Below are 18,900 nucleotides of genomic sequence, written 5' to 3' on the forward strand. Positions count from 1 at the left end.
TTAGAGATGATGAGGTTGATAGGTCTGGTGTGGAAGCGTGGCGACACGTGGAGCTGACAGATACTAATCGGTCGAGGACTTATCCAAGCAATTCTTGATACTTGTACAATCATGATCTAGTTTTGAAGGAATCAAGCCCATGTCCCCTGTCTTTTTGGGACGTGGGCTAGATTGATCAAAGAGAGCCTTACGAGGTAATCTGTCGATCAAATGTCCGGTGGCGATAGCGAAGAGGTCACACCCGTTCCCATGCCGAACACGGTCGTTAAGCTCTTCAGCGCCGATGGTAGTTGGAGGCTTCCTCCTGCAAGAGTAGGACGTTGCCGGGCGATAAAGTACAATCCAAACGGATTGTACTTTTTTTATTGCACAAAAGATAACGCACAAGGCCTGAAGAGCACTCGTTCGGAAGAACGAGCAGCTTCTATGAAAAAGCCGATGGAGCTTCATGAGTAAGCAGCGAAGCAAAACAGCATGTCCCCCTGTGAGACGAGCCGTTTGTCTTCGTAGGACTTCATGAAAAGGGGGCAGGGAAAGCGACATGAATATCATCCCCGTAGAAGACAAATGGAGAGCCAGGACGTTGCCGGGCGATAAAGTACAATCCAAGCGGATTGTGCTTTTTTTATTGCACAAAGGATAACGCACAAGGCCTGAAGAGCACTCGTTCGGAAGAACGAGCCGCTTCTATGAAAAAGCCGATGGAGCTTCATAAGTAAGCAGCGAAGCAAAACAGCATGTCCCCCTGTGAGACGAGCCGTTTGTCTTCGTAGGACTTCATGAAAAGAGGCCAGAGAAAGCGACATGAATATCATCCCCGTAGAAGACAAATGGAGAGCCAGGACGTTGCCGGGCGATAAAGTACAATCCAAGCGGATTGTGCTTTTTTTATTGCACAAAAGATGACGTTAATGATCTAAAGGGCACTGGTTTTGAGGTACTGCGTGGGAGCAGTGAAGCAAAGTTGCCGATGACAAACTACAATCTAAAGGAATGTTTATACTAAACTCAATCCTTTTACACCGTTTTAGGGTCGGGTAAGGGTGATATTTGAGATGCTCCTGAAAAAGGAAGCAGGGGCAAGTCAGTAATAAGACTTGTCACCTGATCCTTTCATACGTTAAAATCGTACTATTCGCAAGGGTGGGAAGAAGATGAGGGGCTCTTTATTACAAAATATTGGCGCGGTGGCGGCAGGTGGAGCGATTGGCACCTTGCTGCGCTACTATGTTCATTTATATTCACAAGCGAGCGATTTTCCATTAGGAACATTATTTGAAAATATAACGGGGAGCTTTGTGCTGGGTGCGTTGACAGGCTGGTTTTTGTCCCGGCAGCCCCGTGAATGGCTCAGACTTGGCCTTGGGGTTGGAATATGCGGGGGCTTTACGACGATGTCGACCTTTGCTGCCGATAGCACGGCTTTGCTGTTAGAGTCTCGATGGCTGCCTGCATTCATCTACTTGCTATTGTCAGTTTTTGGTGGGATGATAAGTGCGTTAGCCGGCTTTTTACTCGGTCGGAAGCTGGCGGCTAAAAGAGGGAAAGAGGTGAAGCTGCATTGAACTGTGCTTTACTGTTTGCCGGTATAGGCGGGGCGGCGGGGGCAGTGTCCCGCTACATATTAGGACTTTACCTCATGAAAAAGCTCGTATTTCAGCCTTTTCCTCTTTCGATGTTGATTGTAAATGCCCTAGGTTCACTGGGGCTGGGGGTCTTTTATCGATCTTATTTTCAACAAATTCCCGAGGCTTATGATGAGCCGTTATTTCTCTTTCTGGCCCTTGGTTATTTCGGTGCATTTACGACTTTTTCGACTTTTAGTGTAGAAGCTGTTCAATTGTATCAGCAAAAGCGATGGCTGCATCTGTTTCTTTATACGGGGTTGACTGTTTTCGGCTCCATCTGTTTGTTTATGATCGGATTTACGGTAATGAGATAATAAGCGTTAAGGAGTGGGGAAGATGAAAGAGTCACATTTTAATACGAGAACGGTTCATTTTCAAAAAAAAGAGAAAGCCCGCAATACAAGTAAGGCAAAGCCAATCTATCAAACCTCAGCTTTCGTCTTTACTGATCTTGATGATATGGAAAGCTTTTATGAGGGTGAAAAGGAATACTTATATACGCGCTACAGCAACCCTAATACCGATGATCTTGGCAAAGGGGTCGCTTTATTAGAAGAGGCGGATGATGGAGTTGCGGCGGCTTCCGGAATGGCGGCCATTTTGGCAGGGATTCTTGCTGTTGCGAAGCGGGGAGATCATATTATTGCTTCAGATGATTTGTATGGCGGGACGTATACTCTCTTTTCTCAGGAGCTGGCGGGCTTTGATATTGAAGTAAGCTTCGTTTCCTTTGGAGATTTGGATGATGTCAAAAAAGCGATCACAGAAAAAACCGTTTTGCTCTACACCGAGTCGATAACGAATCCACTTCTTCGAGTAGAGCAGCTGGCGGAGGTCATTCAACTGGCGAAAGCGAAAAAAATAAAAACAATGATCGATAACACATTCGCAACGCCGTATTTACTCCAGCCGGTCAAGCTGGGCGCTGATCTTGTCGTCCATAGTGCGACAAAATACATTGGCGGCCACAGTGATGTGACAGCGGGTGTATTGGCTGGCGAGCAGTCGTTAATTGATGCAGCAAGAGCAAACATTGTCACGTTTGGAAGTAATTTAACGCCATTTGAAGCTTGGCTGGCATGCAGAGGGTTAAAGACATTGAGCATTCGCATGGAGCGGCAGAGTGCCAACGCGGCTGCACTGGCTGCCGCAATGGAAGAAAACGAGGGTGTGGCCCGCGTTCATTATCCGAAGGATGTTTCCGAGAAAGGGAACGGTGCGATGGTCAGTATAGATCTGAAGCAAACCGTTAATGTGGAGACCTTTTTCAAATCGCTCGGCTGGGTAAAAATCGCGCCGACCTTGGCCGGTGTTGAAACGACTGTCTCGTATCCTATCCGGACTTCGCATCGAACAATTCCAGCGGAATTAAGGCAGAAGTTGGGAATAGGAGAACAGCTTATTCGTATTTCAGTAGGGATAGAGGATGAACGGGATATTATTAGTGCTTTTCAGCTGGCGATTTCGTCAGCACAATCATAGAGCAGGAAAGGCCGGAACAGAAGTCGAGGTTGAGATGAACAACGTAGACGCTGACTTCGACAGCGCTTTGGGGGCTTGGGACGTAAAGGTTAGAAGCAAACCTTTATGACTCAGGTTCTTTTTGCAATCTTTAAACAAACATTAACAAGTCTTAAACTTTTCTTTACAGTTGTTCAGTATGATGAAGAGTGAACGATATGGAAGAGGAGACAGAAGACATTGAAAAAACTTATAACAAACGTTACATTAGCCGCAGCACTCTTATTCACAGCCCAACCGTATAACGTACTTGCCGAGGCACCGCCTTTTTTGCAATATGATGGGGAAAGTCGGCTACAAGTGACGCAGCTCGCTCAGTATGACAGTCTGGCAGGGGCTGGTGGAACAGAAATTTTGGCATTTGATATTGCCAGCAAAAAAGCATTTGTAACAAACGGGGCTGAAGACGGGCTTGATATTTTATCGTTTGCCGAACTGGCTTCCGGAGAGTTTCGTCAGCTGGAATCGATTCGTCGTATAAATGTCGGGGATTTTGGACTTGACCAGGTTGAGGATATTACGAGCGTAGCCTCGCATCCATGTGAAGACCTTATTGCGTTAGCCGTCGTAAGCGATCCGAAGACGGATCCTGGCTATATAGTATTTCTGACAAAATCAGGAGACTATTTGACTCATGTTCAGGTAGGGGCATTACCGGATATGGTGACCTTCTCCCCGGACGGAAAAAAAGCGCTTGTCGCAAATGAAGGGGAACCAAATGATGACTACAGCGTGGACCCGGAAGGATCAGTATCCATTATTGATGTTTCCAATGGCGTAACGTCAACTAGTGAGCTGGAAGTGAAAACACTCTCGTTTCCTGAAGAGCTCTTTGATGAACATGTTCGTGTCAGTTCAAAAGGAAGCGCGGCTCAGCAGATCGAGCCTGAATATATTGTTGTGAGCGATGATAGCAGGACTGCTTATGTGGCTTTGCAGGAAAATAATGCAATTGCGATTATCGATTTGCAGGCCGAAAAAGTAACGGCAGTGAAAGGCATTGGTTTTAAGGATCATTCGATTCCTGGAAATGAACTGGACGGAATAGAAGATGGCGAGATCAATATAGAGAATCTGCCTTTACTTGGCTGGAGAATGCCCGATGCAATCGATCTATACACTATAAATGGACAAACCTATCTTTTTACGCCAAATGAAGGTGATGCGCGCGATTACGATGCGTATTCAGAAGAAGTGAAAATTGGAGAAATTCTTGATCAAATTGAGTTGAATGCTGATCATTATGAAGGTTATTCCCAAGAAGAGCTTGATGAACTGGTTGAGTCGGGACTTCTTGAAGAAATGAAGGATACCCTTATTACAGCCGAAGACGGTAAAAATGATCAAGGCATCTATGAAGCCCTTTATTCCTTTGGGGGACGGAGTTTTTCAATTTACAATGCTGATACGATGGAACTGGTCTATGACAGTGGTGCGGAATTTGAGCAGATTATAGCCGAAGTGCTGCCTGAGCACTTTAATACAACGAATGATAAGCTCCAGTTTGATGGGCGCAGTGATGCGAAGGGACCAGAACCGGAAACGGTCGTGGTCGGCCGGATTGGTGATTCTATTTATGCCTTTACAGCGTTAGAGCGCGTTGGAGCCATTATGGTTTACGATGTTACGAACCCGGCAGATTCTCAATTTGTGACGATGATTTCAAGCCGCGATTTTTCCGTTAATGTTGGTGGAGATGTTTCTCCGGAAGGGCTTGTATTTATCGAAGCAGAAAATAGTCCAACAGGTCATGCGTTGCTAGCTGCAACTCATGAAGTTTCCGGTACAGTTGCAGTATATGAATTCACAGAAGAGTCGGGAGCACTATCGCCAATTCCTGATGTGAACGAGGGCGATCAGGCTTACCCTTATATTATCGAGTTGTTGGAAAGGGATGTAATTGATGCCGGCGCGTTTCGCCCTGCAGAAACTCTGACAAGGGGTGACCTGGTTGTAATGGTTAGCCGTGGGCTTGGGTTGGAGCCAAGTGATGCAGCTGGACCGTTTACTGACGTGCGCGGAGAAAACGCATCGTTTATCCAAGCGGCGTACGAAGCAGGAATCGTTAATGGAACGGCGGAGCATCTGTTTGCGCCGGAGCAGTCTATTACAAGAGAACAAATGGCAGTTATTTTTACGAGAGCATTTGATTATATAAATGAAGAAACAGGAGAGAGAAGCGAAGTTACGTTTGCGGATGATCAACAGATTAGTGCATATGCGAAAGCCGCCGCTCAATATGCTGTTGAATTGGGCTGGATGACAGCGACGGAAGAAGAGTTTCAGCCAAAGGCGCACAGCTCACGGGCTGAAGCAGCGAAAATGATTTCGCTCTTTCTGAATGATTTGTAAGTGAAAGAAGAGCTGAGCTGTACGCTGCTGGAATTGACGGCAGCTCGGCTTTCTGAAAGGCTGGGCAAAAGGTAAAACAACCTTTTGTCCAGCCTCTTCTTATAAAGAGACGCCTAGTCGTATTGGTGTAAAGACTCAAAGAACTGCTGCAAAAGCGGCACTTCATCGGTAGCGATGAGAACTGGAAGAACTAACACAGTGAGTAACAGACCGACCGGTGTAAGTAACATAACCCGAAGAGGATTCATTATTTTCTTTAGCAAATTGTTCTCCCCCTTTTTATAAATGTGAATTTTATCTGAATATTCTTTTTTATATCATAACATGTAAGCGCTATCATAATCAAATTATTTGTACAATCTGTGAACAATTCTTTTTGTTTTAAAAGCACTTGAAGTGTTAAGAGTAGTATGGTATTATAGATCTTGTGTCAGAAACAGTCCGGTGGCGATAGCGAAGAGGTCACACCCGTTCCCATGCCGAACACGGTCGTTAAGCTCTTCAGCGCCGATGGTAGTTGGGGGCTTCCCCCTGTGAGAGTAGGACGTTGCCGGGCTGTTCTGCATAAAAGATGAACAAGTTGGCGATACTTTCATTAAGGTCGTACATCTCACATAAATCTAATCATCTTTGTAAAAGCATCATCCAATAACTTTGTAACGACGCGGGGTGGAGCAACGAGCAAAACATCCGCCGAATTAGCAGCGAGTGAGCTCGACGCATGAAAGCATCATTGAACAATCAGGAAGAGGAGAGTTTATCGCTTCCTTGGGAAACATCATCCGAATACTTAATAACGACGCGGGGTGGAGCAACAAGCAAAACATCCACCGAAACAGCGACGAGTAAACTCGACGCATGAAAGCTTCCTTGAATAATCGGGAAGAGAAGAGTTCTAATCATCTTTGTAAAAGCATCATCTAATAACTTTGTAACGACGCGGGGTGGAGCAGTCTGGTAGCTCGTCGGGCTCATAACCCGAAGGTCGGCGGTTCAAATCCGTCCCCCGCAATACCAAAAACCGAAGCGGATTGTTTCGGTTTTTTTCTTATGTGCTGAGAGGAAATAGGCATTTCCTCCGAAATCGGATAAACTAGAAGAGAGATGAGGATAGACATTCCGAATTGCCTAAAGTCCGGATAAAGGAGAGTATCAATATGGATGAATTTTCTTTCATCAACAGTATTATGCCGAGGCAGTTGCAGCAGCCTTCCCTGATTAAAGGGATTGGTGATGATGCTGCTGTGTACAAGGCTTCAGATAAGTCTGATCAGGTTGTCTGCGTTGATACCCTCGTTGAGGGCGTACATTTTCGGCGCGATACGCTCTCCCCATTTCAGATTGGGAGGAAAGGACTCGCCAGCAATATTAGTGATCTTGCTGCGATGGGGGCAACGCCGGCTTATTATCTTGTATCGCTGGCCGTTCCTGAAACATGGGATGAAAAAGAGCTGAGGGAGATATACCGTGGCATGGAGGAGCTGGCAACAAAATATAGAATGGATTTAATCGGCGGTGACACGGTTTCTACTCCGGCCGCGCTCGTGCTGACGATCACGGTGATTGGCCAGGTCGAGCGTACAAAAGCAAGGTATCGTAATGCCGCACGGCCGGGCGATCTTTTGTTTCTGACGGGCTATGCAGGCTCTGCGGCTGCAGGACTGGAGCTGTTGCTGAAAAGAGGCAGAACAGCGACTTTTTCAGAGGAGGAACTGGCATTGGTGAAGGCCCATCAGGAGCCATCGCCTCATGTGGAGCAAGGTTGCCTGTTCGCGGACTTTGCCGGACGAGTGGCATTAAATGATATTAGTGACGGAGTGGCCAGCGAAGCAGATGAAATAGCAGAAGCGAGTCATGTCTCGATTGTCATTGAAGCCGATTCACTTCCATTTCATCCGAGCGTGAGTGTCTACCCAGCTAGTCAGCAACTTGACTGGGCCCTGTACGGAGGGGAGGATTATGTTCTGCTCGGTGCAGCAGCGCCCGCTGATGTAAAGGAACTAAAAGAGCGTTTTGCGGCTGGGAAGCTTCCCTTTTTTGAAGTGGGACGTGTCGAAGCCGGAGAACCGGGTGTTTTTTTAAGGCAAAACGGTCAGCTGAAAAAGCTGGAGAAGAAAGGCTATAATCATTTTCAAAAGCGCAGGTGAAGAAGATGCAGGAATGGACAGTGGTGACCCGCAGCCCCGATGAAACCGCGGGACTGGCGGAGCGGCTTGGACAGCTGGTGGCAGCCGGTGATGTTATTACGCTAGAGGGAGATTTAGGGGCTGGAAAAACGAGCTTTACAAAAGGACTGGCCAAAGGTCTTGGTGTGAAGGGAGTTGTGAACAGTCCGACCTTTACGATCATTAAAGAATATCAAGGACGGCTGCCGCTCTATCATATGGATGTGTACCGAATGGAAGACGAAGCGGAGGAGCTCGGCTTAGAGGAATATTTTTATGGTGAGGGTGTTTCGGTAATTGAATGGCCGACAAGGATTGAGGAGCAGTTGCCGGAGAACCGACTTAGTATTGCGATCTATCATCTGGATGAGACGAGCCGAAAGCTAACGGTAACGGCAGTGGGAGAGCGGGAGCGGCAGCTCGGTAAGGAGTGGCTGGAATGAGTATATGTTTAGCAATTGATACATCTTCTTTCATTATGGGAGTCGCGCTGACCGATCATGGGAAAACGGTTGCTGAGCTGACTACGAATCTGAAAAAGAATCATTCGTTGCGTTTAATGCCGGCGATTGAGCAGATGATGAAAGAAGCGGACATCTCTCCCCGAGAGCTTGAGAAAATTGTCGTCGCCAAGGGGCCCGGTTCGTATACAGGAGTGAGGATCGGTGTCACGACAGCAAAAACGATGGCGTGGTCGCTTGGCATTCCGGTCGTTGGCGTATCCAGTTTGGCGGTGCTGGCCCAGGCGGGACGCTTTTTTCACGGAGTGATCGTTCCTCTGATGGATGCGCGGCGTGGACAGGTTTATACTGGCAGCTACATAGCACAAGGGATGGAAGTCAGACAGCAGGGTGAGGATCGTCTCGTGCTGCTGACAGATTGGCTGGATTGGTTGCATGAACAGCAGCAGGACGTCCTGTTCATCGGCCAGGATGTGGCGTTGCACAGGGAGACAATCGTCGAACGATTAGGGGAGAGGGCTTGTTTTATGCCAGGAGCAGCTCAATTACCACGGCCGGCCGAGCTGGCGAGACTAGGCGACGATCTTCAGGGAGTGCCTTCCCCCCATGCGCTCGTGCCTGATTACTTGCAGTTGGCAGAAGCGGAAGCGAAATGGCAGAAAGCCCAGACAGAAAAGGGACCGACAACATGATTGAACAAGAACGGGAGCTCATTCGCTTTATGGCAGAGGGTGATATTGAGGAAGTAATGGACGTGGAGCGGGACGCGTTTTCCGTTCCGTGGGATCCGGCTGTGTTCCATAATGAATTAACGTCCAATCAATTTGCTCATTATCTTGTGTATGAATATGAGGAACGTGTCATTGGATATTGCGGGCTATGGGTCGTGATGGATGAAGCGCAGATTACAAACATCGCCATTCATTCACGTTTTCGCGGGCAGAAGCGGGGCGAAAAGCTGCTCAGTTTTGCGATGGCTTTCGCGAAACAGCTGGGGGCGGCGACATTATCTCTGGAAGTCCGGATATCGAATGAAGTTGCGCAAAATCTTTATCGGAAGCTAGGGTTTGAGCCCGGCGGGATTCGAAAAAATTATTATGCGGATAACTTGGAAGACGCATTAGTCATGTGGGTGAAGCTAATATGAAGACGGAAGAATTGATCCTTGCTATCGAGACGAGCTGTGATGAAACATCAGCCGCTGTGATACGGGGAGGGACTGACATTGTGAGTAACGTTGTCTCCTCGCAAATGGAGAGCCATAAGCGCTTCGGCGGAGTCGTGCCGGAAGTGGCGTCGCGCCATCACGTAGAACAGATTACACTGATCGTCGAGCAGGCAATGAAGGATGCGAAGGTGAGCTTTTCCGACCTCGACGCAGTGGCCGTCACAGAAGGGCCGGGGCTTGTCGGAGCGCTGTTAATTGGTGTGAACGCGGCAAAAGCGATTGCCTTTGCGCAAGGACTACCTTTAATCGGTGTTCATCATATCGCCGGGCATATTTATGCGAATCAGCTCGTGCAGCCATTAACCTATCCGCTGCTTGCGCTCGTTGTCTCAGGCGGCCATACAGAGCTTGTGCACATGGAGAAGGAAGGCAGCTTTACGATTATTGGGCAAACGCGGGATGACGCGGTCGGTGAGGCTTATGATAAAGTGGCTAGAACATTGGGCTTGCCTTATCCGGGCGGGCCGCATATTGACAGGCTGGCGGCTGCAGGAGAAGCGACGATTTCCTTTCCGCGTGCCTGGCTTGAGAGTGATTCCTACGATTTCAGTTTCAGCGGCCTGAAGTCAGCTGTTATTAATACGCTGCACAATTACAAGCAGCGCGGTGAAGAGGCGAAAATTGAAGACGTCGCCGCAAGCTTTCAGCAAAGTGTGATTGAGGTGCTCGTCGGCAAGACCAAACGGGCGGTTGAGGAGCTGGAGGTCAAGCAGCTTCTGTTGGCTGGAGGAGTAGCAGCAAATAAAGGGTTGCGCGCTGCATTGGAGGAGGAATTTTCCACATCAGTTGAGCTTATCATTCCACCGCTTGAGCTTTGCACCGATAATGCGGCGATGATTGGCGCGGCGGCCAGTAGTAAATGGAAGCAGCGACTTTTCTCGGGCTATGATCTGAACGGGAATCCGGGTTTATCATTAATGTAAATAAATAGTGTTTAAAACCATTTAAGGGTGTAAAGGCTATCCTTAAATGGTTTTTTTATGCTAGTAAAGTGGGAAAAAGGAACTGTCGTTAGCTTGTGCACAGCATTTATCCACATTGCTGTGATTAATGGGGATAAGCTCTGAAATAACGATAAAATCGAAGGATGAATTGTGATTAACTGCAATGTGGATAAAGCTGTTTATAATGTGGATAAATAAAAAGATAGTAGGAAATACGCTGTTTTTCATGTGAATAAGTTTGTGGGTAATGTGGATATGTCAGAAAATTAGGTCGAAATGAGGAAGGACAATGTCGAAAAAATCGCTTATTGGATGGCTGTGCGTCATCTTCTTGATTTGCCCTGTGGATACGTGGGCGGCAGAATCAGAAGCGAAGCAGGTCGTTGTCATGATTGTACCGGACCTTTCCTTTCATGAAGCAAGCTGGTTCCTTGAGCAGGACAAATCACGTATTTGGAAGCGGTCGGCGATTGGGGCGATGAATGTCCGCCCTGACGGCCCTTATTCTTATTTGAATAATATGATGACGTTAAGTTTAGGAGTGCGAACAGTCGGTGTTAAAGGATGGAACAGCTATCAGCTTGGGGAAAACTTTCAGGAGCTGGAGGTTGAACACTGGATGTCCCAGGTCGGTAGGCAAACGGCAGGAGAAAACTTATTTCATCCTTATTATCCACAGCTCCGGAAAAAGCACATGGCGGTGACAGTTGGTTTATTAGGACAACTCCTCGAGGATGCCGGGATCGAACGCCGGGTTTTTGGCCATAGTGATACGACAGCTGAACAGCAGCGTTATGGCTCCTTGCTCATTATGAATCAACATGGTGAAGGGAAAGGAAGCTTACTCGAAGCGGTGCGCGCTAATCCACAGGCTCCGTCTGCTCTTGAGATGAACCGGACCTTTCTGATGGAGCAGTTGGCGGAGGCGGCAAACCGGCGGCAATTAAGCGTAATTGAATGGGGAGATCTGCACCGGCTTTATGAGCAGAAGGCTTTTATGGATCAGCAGTTGTTTGCCTCTAAACACCAGCGGCAATTACAGCAATTAAGCAGCTTTTTAGAGGAGCTGAATGAGAGCGGCTATGCGGAGGAAATCTGGTTATTGGCGCCGATGATGAACGAGGATGCCTATCAAGAGAAACAGCAGCTGGCCCCGGTATTTTATTGGGGGAAGAAGAAAGGGGAAATGCTTACGTCGGCGACGACGAAGCAGCCCTATTTGGTCAGCAGCCTTGATGTCGTCCCGACACTGTTGGACTCTTTCGGCTTATCAAGTGGTGGAGTGCCTCTTGCCGGAGAAGTCATCCGTCAGGAACGAAGCGACGGCGGCGACATCCTTTCGGCTGTCGATGAAATGGTTCTTATTTATAAAAGCCGTGCCAATGTGTTATCGACCTATATTTCCTTTCTCGTCATTGCTCTGCTTACAGCGGGAGCATTCAGCTTCATCACAGAAGGATCGAAACAGATGTACCGCAGGCTGATCCGGCTTCTGCTCCTTTCGATGCTTTGGTCGCCGTTCTGGTTTTTGGCGCTGGCGCGGCTGACCCCGTTTACAGGCGTGTGGGGCTTTATCATACTGTTAATTATCAGTTCGATTACATGTGGATATCTCGTGGATAAAACAAGAACCCCGATTTTTTGGACAGGACTTTTCACCTTTCTGCTGCTAACGTTCGATGTTATGCTCGGGTCGCCGTTTATGCAGCGCTCGTATTTAGGCTATGATCCGATCATTGGCGCACGCTATTACGGAATGGGAAATGAGTTTGCCGGAGTTTATCTGATCGTCGCGTTAATGGTGTTGATGCCGCTATTAGCCTATGCCCGTAAATGGGCGGCGCTTGTCACCGCGGGGGGATTGGCGGTTGTCGTGATTCTCGTGCTCGGAAAAAGTACACTGGGGACGAATGCGGGGGCGACCTTATCAGCGTTAATTACATTCGCCTTTTTGTTTTACCGGCTCGGTCAGTGGCGCTGGTCCAGAGGGAGGTTTGTGGTAATCGCTTTGGCTGTGCTGGCAGGTGGCGTCCTGCTCTTGTTTATGATGCAGCTTACGGGTGAACGGACCCATATCGGATCGGCGTTTGAGCGACTTTTGCAGGGGGATGTAAGATTCATTTTTGACTTGATTCAGAGGAAGCTGGCGATGAACTTCAAGTTATTCAAGCACTCCAACTGGACACAGCTGTTAGTGACAAGCTATTTGCTGGGGGCGATTGTGCTGTGGAGAAAGCGGCGTCAGTTAAAAAGGGCTGATATGCAGCTTTTTATGCAGGCCGGAGTCGTCGCCTCGTTCTCCCTGCTGCTTTTTAATGATTCGGGAGTCGTGGCGGCGGCGACGTCGATGTTCTGTGTGGTATCAAGCTATTACTTCTGGCTGGTGAAATCTGCAAAAGAGCCGGAAGCTGGAAGGAATGACAGCTTTTTATAAGGAAACTAAACATTCCCTTAATAATCACTTAACAATGTAACCGTATAGTGAATGTAAGAAGTAAATAAACAAAGACCATTAAGGTAGAGAATAGGAGAAACCTTGCTTACTGTCTGTATCGACAGTAGGAGGGGTTTTTTCATTTTTTTGAAAGAGAAGCCGTTCAAAAATGAAAAAGCCGCCGAGTAATTCAGGAACAGTGGACAAGCCTATATTACATGATTTGAAATGAAGAGAGGAGAATGAAGGTGAAACTGGCACTTATCGGGGATTTGCACTATCCGGACATTGAGGCAGACATTGACGGGTTGGCTGAAGCGCGGGAAGTCTTTTACAAAAGATTTATCGATCACTTTCTTCAAGTTGAGGCGGATTTGTATCTTTCACTTGGTGATTTGACCAATTACGGTCACACCAGCGAATTGGAGGATATTTATCGTCTGATCAACCATCATCAAAAGGACTTCATTCATGTTTTAGGAAATCATGACCTTTATGCGCAGCCGCGGGAAAAGGTCCTTACCATTTCGGGGCAAAAACGCTATCACTCGATTGAGACTGATCAAGCGATCCTCGCGTTTCTCGATACGGCGAAAGAAATGGATTATGAAGACTGGGGCGGCTGGCTGGATGAAGCGCAGCTCGATTGGTTAGAAGAGGTGGTGATTGAATCCGGGACGAAGCCATTACTTGTCTTTGCCCATCATCCGGTTTATCAAACGACGAAGCGCTCCGATCATGAAAAAGGATCGATTCATCCGGAGATTGATGTCTGGTCCATTTTGGAGAAAAAGCGTGGAATCGGGATGTATTTTAATGGTCATACCCATATTGATTCGATTGTGAAAAAGGAACAGTGGATCTTTGTTCAGGTGTCGGCTTGCCTTGATCAGCATGCCCTGCGTGTCATTGAGCTCACGCCGGAAGAAATTATCGTCTCGGCGGTTGATATCGAGGATCTGGTTATGGCAGAGGCCGCTCCTGTTGTCTACAGGCATATGAATCATTTCACCCATCAGACCGATGTACGGGGAGAAGCGATTGATCGTGAATGCCGGGTGTCGCTCCTGCCGGTTGTTGATGTAAGCTAAACCTTTTTAATGCTTCAAGAAAGGGGAAAAGGAATGAACGGGACAAAGGATATCTTTACGCGCATAGCAGAGACGAAGAAAATCGCCGCGGTGAAAACCCCGAAGCATATTGATCTTGTACTGAAGCTGCGTGAGCAAATCGGCAGTGTCTTTCTCTTAACAGGCAACATAAATGTGATTAAGCATTATGTCGAGGTGCTAATTGAAGCTGGCTTGCCGACATTCGTTCATATCGAGAAGATCAAAGGATTGAGCAATGATAGCGACGGGCTTGATTTTATCGCCAACTATGTCAGACCAACAGGTATCGTCACAACAAAGCCGAGCTTGATCGCTTCCGCTAAGAAGCGTCAGCTTTTGACGGTGCAACGAATCTTTATGATTGATTCCGAGATTCTCGTCAACCTTCCCGTGCAGCTTGAGAGAAACAAGCCTGATATTATTGAAATCATGCCGGCCCGGATTCCTGAAATCCTCGCGGAAATTAAAACCTTTACAAAGGATGTCCCGATTATTACGGGCGGGCTACTTACGGAAAAGGAGCATGCCGAAGCGGCTCTCGCCCATGGGGCGTTGGCTGTTTCGACCTCTAATCGAGATGTGTGGAAAGCGGACCTGGCCGGGGCGGTCGCTTATTCATAAAAGCTTTATCTTTCTTTCATGTTCTCTTAATATTTGAAAGCTATGATGATCCTAACAAGTAAATAGATTAGTTGGTGCGATGATCAGAGAGACCTTGCCGAATAGAGATGAATGATTCTTTCATTCTAACTATTGGAGCGAGGTCTCTTTTTTTAGAGTCTGAGTGAGCGTAGCGGCCTGGTCAAGGAAGAGGAAAAATAAAAGCAAATAAAAGGAGATGGATCAAATGAAAAACAGATTGTGGATGTTGCTCGTTTCAGCAATGGTGATGCTTGTGCTAGCTGCTTGTCAATCAACCGATACGACCTCCGATGCTTCAGGTAGTGGAGATGAGGCGACTCAGGGCGGAGAGGGAGACAAAATCGAAATCACATACTGGTACGCCTGGGGAGATAAAATCGGCGAAAATAACGAGAATCTAGTTAAGATGTTTAACGAGTCGCAGGATCGCATCCATGTGACGGCTGAATATCAGGGCTCCTATGATGATTTGCATGCGAAGACCCAGGCGGCGTTTGCTGCCGGGAACGCGCCGGAAGTGACGCAAAATGAAATTGCTTCTGTGGCGATTTTTGCGAACTCGGGAATGACGGAAGACTTAACGCCATTTATCGAGCGCGATGATATTCAAATGGATGACTTTATCCCGGGCCTGATGGGGAATTCCTACGTTAACGACCGCTTATATGCTCTGCCATATTTGCGCAGTACGCCGATTCTTTATTTGAATGCAACCCTGCTTGAAGAAGCCGGACTTGACCCATCCGGACCGAAAACATGGGAGGAATTTGAAGAGTATGCCAGAGCATTGACGGTTGAAGGTGAGCGGGTTGGGATTACGCTGCCTGTGAACATATGGTTCTATGAAGCCTATGTCGCGCAAAGCGGAGGCCAAATGATTGCCGACGATGAGCAGTCCGTCGCGTTTAACAGTGATGCAGGGGTCGCACCGGTTGAATTTTGGAAAAGGATGAACAAGGAAGGGATTATTAAAATTCCGACGGGTGACGAAGCGGGTGACACGGCGAAGCAGGATTTTGCGAATGGCCGGGCGGCAATGACCTTCAGTTCGACGGCCGACCTTTCCTACTGGCTGACGATGGCCGATGAGCAGGGCTTTGAGTTGAATACAACCTTCATGCCGGCCAATGAGACGTACGGAGTGCCGACAGGAGGCTGTAATTTAGTCATGACTGCTGGGCTGGATGAGGAAAAGCAGGAAGCAGCGTGGGAATTTATTAAATGGATGACCGCGACGGAACAGACGGTTTATGCAAGTGAGTATACTGGGTATCTGCCTAGCCGTTTATCCGCCGTTGAAAGTGATGTTATGCAAAACCTGTATCAGGAGTTTCCGCAATATGAAGTGGCTGTGGAGCAGCTTGAGTATGCGAGACCGCGTCCAATGCTCGATCAGTACCCGGAAATCTCAAAGATTTTACAGGATGAAATTACACGCTCGCTCATTAATGATGATATTAGTCCAGAAGAGGCGTTGAATACCGCGGCGGAAAGAGCCAATCAGTTATTGCAGTAATACTTTTGACAGGAACGTCAAAGCGGGGCTGCGAAAAGAAGAGGCGCGGCCCCTTTTTCAGCATAAAAATGGAGGTTGGATGAATGCACCCGTTTCAAACGAGTAAAGTGGCGATATTTGATTTAGATGGAACTCTTTATCAGGAATATTCCTTCTTGGAGCGTTATATCACCTATTTGTTAAAAGACAAACTGTCTGAGAGAGAGATTCATGAGACCGTTAACGAGGCGTATCAGATTTTAGCAGGCGAGCACCCGATTCAATTAGGGCATTTCCTCGATCGGGAACAGAAAATTGTTTTTCTCTATGAAGAGGAGAGGATCACAAAAGCCTTTTCCTGGGAGGGAGTGGAGCAAACGGTTACGTCTGACCTTGTAAATCTGGAAAGCGGGCAGCTTGCCTATCTCGGTGATCCGTGGTGTGTGGCGAATTTCTATATTGAAAAGCATCAAATTGCTTCAGCAACGTGCGTGGCGGCTTTTAATAAAGTAAGAAAGGAAATGCTGCAATCACCGTTTTCGATTGAACGCTGCGAGCCGTTATTTGCTGCGATTGAAAAGCTGGAGGTGGAAAGAAAGGTGTTTATGACGAACACACCGTCACCGTCCGGCGAAGAATTTGTCAACTATTTAAATATCGGCGGGCTGTTTGATGAATACGTGTATGACGCGAAAAAACCGGTTGGGATGAAGGGATATGTGAGGCGTCTACTGGAGGATGGCTACAAGCCCGAACATATTCTGTCGATTGGCGATAACCCGTGGAATGACCTGTACCCTGTTAAAGCAGCCGGGGGAAAGACGTGCCTGATTACGCGATATACGCATCACGGGTTATTAATGGAGCCGGATGTCATTGTCGAAACGGTTGATCAGTTAGCTGAAGTACTTGCCGCGAAAACAATTCAGATCACAGGGTAGTAACGAATGAAAGCAGAAAGGGGACCTGCAAAATGGCAAAAATCGTCTTAAAAAATGTCACAAAGGCCTTTGATGAGACACAGGTCGTTAAAGGATTAAATGTAACGATCAAAGACGGCTCTTTCACCGTGCTGGTGGGACCTTCCGGCTGTGGGAAATCGACAACGCTGCGAATGATTGCAGGGCTGGAAAAGCAAACGGGTGGCGACATTTGGATCGGTGATCGCTGCGTCAATGAAGTGCCGCCTGGGAAGCGCAATATCGCAATGGTGTTTCAGAATTATGCGTTATACCCAACGATGACGGTCAAAGAAAACATTGAATTTGGTTTGATTAATAAAAAAGTGCCGAAAGCCGAACGGAAAAAGCTGATCAATGAGATTTCGGAAATTGTCGGCCTGACGGAGTATTTAAAGAAGAAGCCGCAGCATTTATCCGGTGGACAGCGCCAGCGCGTCGCTCTGGCGCGGGCGATGGTCAAAAAGCCGCAGGTGTTTATCCTGGATGAACCGCTATCCAATCTCGATGCGAAGCTGCGCAACCAGATGCGGACGGAGTTGATCGAGCTCCATAAGCGGCTCGGCACGACATTCGTTTATGTGACCCATGATCAGGTGGAAGCGATGTCGATGGGCGATGAAATCATTTTGTTGAATAAAGGGGAAATCCAGCAGGTGGACAGTCCGATGAAGATGTATCGCGATCCGAATAATACGTTCACCGCTGAATTTATAGGAACACCGGCGATGAATGTCGTTGAGTATCAACAGGTTAGAATGTATCTTCCCGATGTCAATCTTAAGGCGGGCTATATCGGCTTCAGACCTGAGGTTGTCCAGCTGAGCGGTTCGTCCCATCATGATAACCAGCTCGTCATTCCGGGAGAGATCGTGACACGGGAAACGTTGGGCGCTGAAATTATTTACAAGGTGAAAACGGGCGCAGGCTTTTGCAGGGTGAAGCAGTTTCAAACGAATGTCGAGGAAGCGACAACGGTTTACCTGACAATCCCGCTCGATAAGCTCTATTTCTTTGATAAAGATGGAATCCGGATGCGCCATGTCTCGATTGGACAAAAGCCGCTTGTGCTGGAGGGGGTTTAGTTTCGTGAATTGGACGACGCTGCGCCCTTACGCAATGATTGCTCCGGCGGTGATCATTTTCTGCCTGTTTTTTATTTATCCTATCTTCTATATGATTTACTTAAGTGCCTTTGATTGGAATTTCGTCAGTCCGACGAAGGACTTCGTTGGATTGGAAAACTTCAAATCGCTGCTGGCTGAACGGGAATTTATCGAAGTGATGCGCAATTCGGCTGTCTATACGTTTCTGACTGTTTTCTTCACGCTGACCATCTCGCTGTTTTTGGCGCTTTGGCTGAATAAGCAGGGGGGCGTCTACAGCTTTGTCCAGGGGGCGATTTTCAGTCCGCATATTATTTCGCTCGTCTCAATTTCAATGCTGTGGATGTGGATGATGGATGTGGATTACGGTTTGCTTAACTGGTTTCTCGGTCTGTTCGGGATTGAGAAGGTGCAATGGCTCACCCACCCGGACACCGCATTGTATTCCTTAGTCATTGTGGCTGTCTGGAAAGGGGTCGGGTTTAATACGCTTGTCTTTATCGCCGGCCTGCAAAGTATACCGAAAGACATGTATGAGGCAGCATCCTTGGACGAGGCAAGTCCATGGAGAACATTTACGAAAATTACGCTTCCAATGCTGTCGCCGACACTGTTCTTTTTAGCGGTGATCAGTATGATTGGCTCCTTTCAAATCTTTGATACGATTTCGATCATGACGCAGGGAGGACCGATTAATTCAACGAACACATTCGTCTATTACATTTATGAAAATGGTTTCCGTTTCTTTAAGATCGGCTATGCATCCGCGGCTGGTGTCATCCTGCTAATTGTCGTCAGCCTATTGACGATTATTTACTTCCGCCTGCTTGCCAAACGCGTTCACTACCGCTAA

General features: G+C 47.6%; 16 protein-coding genes, 1 tRNA gene and 3 rRNA genes. All 20 read left to right on the forward strand.

The window, feature by feature from the left end; translation table 11 throughout:
- Positions 1 to 87, forward strand: a 23S ribosomal RNA gene (locus M3212_RS09745); the annotation flags it as partial.
- 126 nt (positions 88 to 213) lie between these two features.
- Positions 214 to 329 (forward strand): 5S ribosomal RNA (gene rrf / locus M3212_RS09750).
- 825 nt (positions 330 to 1,154) lie between these two features.
- Positions 1,155 to 1,565: a fluoride efflux transporter FluC gene (locus M3212_RS09755; protein ID WP_251193781.1), complete on the forward strand. Its 411-nt coding sequence runs from the start codon at positions 1,155 to 1,157 to the stop codon at positions 1,563 to 1,565.
- A complete protein-coding gene (gene crcB / locus M3212_RS09760) occupies positions 1,562 to 1,942 on the forward strand; it encodes a fluoride efflux transporter CrcB (RefSeq protein ID WP_251193782.1) in 381 nt (126 codons plus the stop codon). The genes M3212_RS09755 and crcB overlap by 4 nt, the downstream gene beginning before the upstream one ends.
- A 22-nt stretch (positions 1,943 to 1,964) precedes the next feature.
- Complete coding sequence (locus tag M3212_RS09765; RefSeq protein WP_251193783.1) at positions 1,965 to 3,110, forward strand: trans-sulfuration enzyme family protein; 1,146 nt, start codon at positions 1,965 to 1,967, stop codon at positions 3,108 to 3,110.
- A 219-nt stretch (positions 3,111 to 3,329) separates the two neighbouring features.
- Entirely contained in the window at positions 3,330 to 5,501 is a 2,172-nt protein-coding gene (locus tag M3212_RS09770) for a choice-of-anchor I family protein (protein WP_251193784.1), read from the forward strand.
- 440 nt (positions 5,502 to 5,941) lie between these two features.
- Positions 5,942 to 6,057 (forward strand): 5S ribosomal RNA (rrf, locus tag M3212_RS09775).
- Positions 6,058 to 6,439: 382 nt separating this feature from the next.
- Positions 6,440 to 6,513 (forward strand) — tRNA-Met (locus M3212_RS09780).
- A 145-nt stretch (positions 6,514 to 6,658) separates the two neighbouring features.
- Positions 6,659 to 7,648, forward strand: coding sequence for a thiamine-phosphate kinase (gene thiL, locus M3212_RS09785; RefSeq protein ID WP_251193785.1), 990 nt, complete (start codon positions 6,659 to 6,661; stop codon positions 7,646 to 7,648).
- A 5-nt stretch (positions 7,649 to 7,653) separates the two neighbouring features.
- Entirely contained in the window at positions 7,654 to 8,109 is a 456-nt protein-coding gene (gene tsaE / locus M3212_RS09790; protein ID WP_251193786.1) for a tRNA (adenosine(37)-N6)-threonylcarbamoyltransferase complex ATPase subunit type 1 TsaE, read from the forward strand.
- Positions 8,106 to 8,819: a tRNA (adenosine(37)-N6)-threonylcarbamoyltransferase complex dimerization subunit type 1 TsaB gene (gene tsaB / locus M3212_RS09795; protein WP_251193787.1), complete on the forward strand. Its 714-nt coding sequence runs from the start codon at positions 8,106 to 8,108 to the stop codon at positions 8,817 to 8,819. The genes tsaE and tsaB overlap by 4 nt, the downstream gene beginning before the upstream one ends.
- The gene (gene rimI, locus M3212_RS09800) at positions 8,816 to 9,274 is read left to right on the forward strand and encodes a ribosomal protein S18-alanine N-acetyltransferase (protein WP_251193788.1); all 459 of its coding nucleotides are present in this window, start codon (positions 8,816 to 8,818) and stop codon (positions 9,272 to 9,274) included. The genes tsaB and rimI overlap by 4 nt, the downstream gene beginning before the upstream one ends.
- A complete protein-coding gene (gene tsaD, locus M3212_RS09805; RefSeq protein ID WP_251193789.1) occupies positions 9,271 to 10,278 on the forward strand; it encodes a tRNA (adenosine(37)-N6)-threonylcarbamoyltransferase complex transferase subunit TsaD in 1,008 nt (335 codons plus the stop codon). Before rimI ends, tsaD begins: the two co-directional genes overlap by 4 nt.
- Positions 10,279 to 10,588: 310 nt before the next feature.
- The gene (locus tag M3212_RS09810; RefSeq protein ID WP_251193790.1) at positions 10,589 to 12,733 is read left to right on the forward strand and encodes a hypothetical protein; all 2,145 of its coding nucleotides are present in this window, start codon (positions 10,589 to 10,591) and stop codon (positions 12,731 to 12,733) included.
- Between the two features lie 248 nt (positions 12,734 to 12,981).
- On the forward strand, positions 12,982 to 13,824 hold the full coding sequence (locus M3212_RS09815; protein WP_251193791.1) for a metallophosphoesterase family protein: 843 nt from the start codon (positions 12,982 to 12,984) through the stop codon (positions 13,822 to 13,824).
- 33 nt (positions 13,825 to 13,857) lie between these two features.
- Positions 13,858 to 14,466: a glycerol-3-phosphate responsive antiterminator gene (locus M3212_RS09820; RefSeq protein WP_251193792.1), complete on the forward strand. Its 609-nt coding sequence runs from the start codon at positions 13,858 to 13,860 to the stop codon at positions 14,464 to 14,466.
- A 226-nt stretch (positions 14,467 to 14,692) separates the two neighbouring features.
- Positions 14,693 to 16,003, forward strand: coding sequence for an ABC transporter substrate-binding protein (locus tag M3212_RS09825; protein ID WP_251193793.1), 1,311 nt, complete (start codon positions 14,693 to 14,695; stop codon positions 16,001 to 16,003).
- An 83-nt stretch (positions 16,004 to 16,086) separates the two neighbouring features.
- Positions 16,087 to 16,923 (forward strand): HAD family hydrolase, encoded by an 837-nt coding sequence (locus M3212_RS09830; RefSeq protein WP_251193794.1) that lies wholly within the window; start codon positions 16,087 to 16,089, stop codon positions 16,921 to 16,923.
- 32 nt (positions 16,924 to 16,955) lie between these two features.
- On the forward strand, positions 16,956 to 18,026 hold the full coding sequence (locus M3212_RS09835; RefSeq protein WP_251193795.1) for an ABC transporter ATP-binding protein: 1,071 nt from the start codon (positions 16,956 to 16,958) through the stop codon (positions 18,024 to 18,026).
- Between the two features lie 34 nt (positions 18,027 to 18,060).
- Entirely contained in the window at positions 18,061 to 18,900 is an 840-nt protein-coding gene (locus tag M3212_RS09840) for a carbohydrate ABC transporter permease (RefSeq protein ID WP_285874243.1), read from the forward strand.

It is taken from the genome of Halalkalibacter oceani (assembly GCF_023715705.1).
Lineage (GTDB): Bacteria > Bacillota > Bacilli > Bacillales > Bacillaceae_D > Halalkalibacter > Halalkalibacter oceani_A.

Bases quoted from the DNA above. Each gene is read 5' to 3' on its own strand.
- rimI (WP_251193788.1), top strand. From the start codon at position 8,816: ATGATTGAACAAGAACGGGAGCTCATTCGCTTTATGGCAGAGGGTGAT.
- M3212_RS09810 (WP_251193790.1), top strand. From the start codon at position 10,589: ATGTCGAAAAAATCGCTTATTGGATGGCTGTGCGTCATCTTCTTGATT.
- M3212_RS09835 (WP_251193795.1), top strand. From the start codon at position 16,956: ATGGCAAAAATCGTCTTAAAAAATGTCACAAAGGCCTTTGATGAGACA.
- tsaB (WP_251193787.1), top strand. From the start codon at position 8,106: ATGAGTATATGTTTAGCAATTGATACATCTTCTTTCATTATGGGAGTC.
- M3212_RS09755 (WP_251193781.1), top strand. From the start codon at position 1,155: ATGAGGGGCTCTTTATTACAAAATATTGGCGCGGTGGCGGCAGGTGGA.
- tsaD (WP_251193789.1), top strand. From the start codon at position 9,271: ATGAAGACGGAAGAATTGATCCTTGCTATCGAGACGAGCTGTGATGAA.
- thiL (WP_251193785.1), top strand. From the start codon at position 6,659: ATGGATGAATTTTCTTTCATCAACAGTATTATGCCGAGGCAGTTGCAG.
- M3212_RS09840 (WP_285874243.1), top strand. From the start codon at position 18,061: ATGATTGCTCCGGCGGTGATCATTTTCTGCCTGTTTTTTATTTATCCT.
- M3212_RS09765 (WP_251193783.1), top strand. From the start codon at position 1,965: ATGAAAGAGTCACATTTTAATACGAGAACGGTTCATTTTCAAAAAAAA.
- M3212_RS09830 (WP_251193794.1), top strand. From the start codon at position 16,087: ATGCACCCGTTTCAAACGAGTAAAGTGGCGATATTTGATTTAGATGGA.
- tsaE (WP_251193786.1), top strand. From the start codon at position 7,654: ATGCAGGAATGGACAGTGGTGACCCGCAGCCCCGATGAAACCGCGGGA.
- M3212_RS09825 (WP_251193793.1), top strand. From the start codon at position 14,693: ATGAAAAACAGATTGTGGATGTTGCTCGTTTCAGCAATGGTGATGCTT.
- M3212_RS09820 (WP_251193792.1), top strand. From the start codon at position 13,858: ATGAACGGGACAAAGGATATCTTTACGCGCATAGCAGAGACGAAGAAA.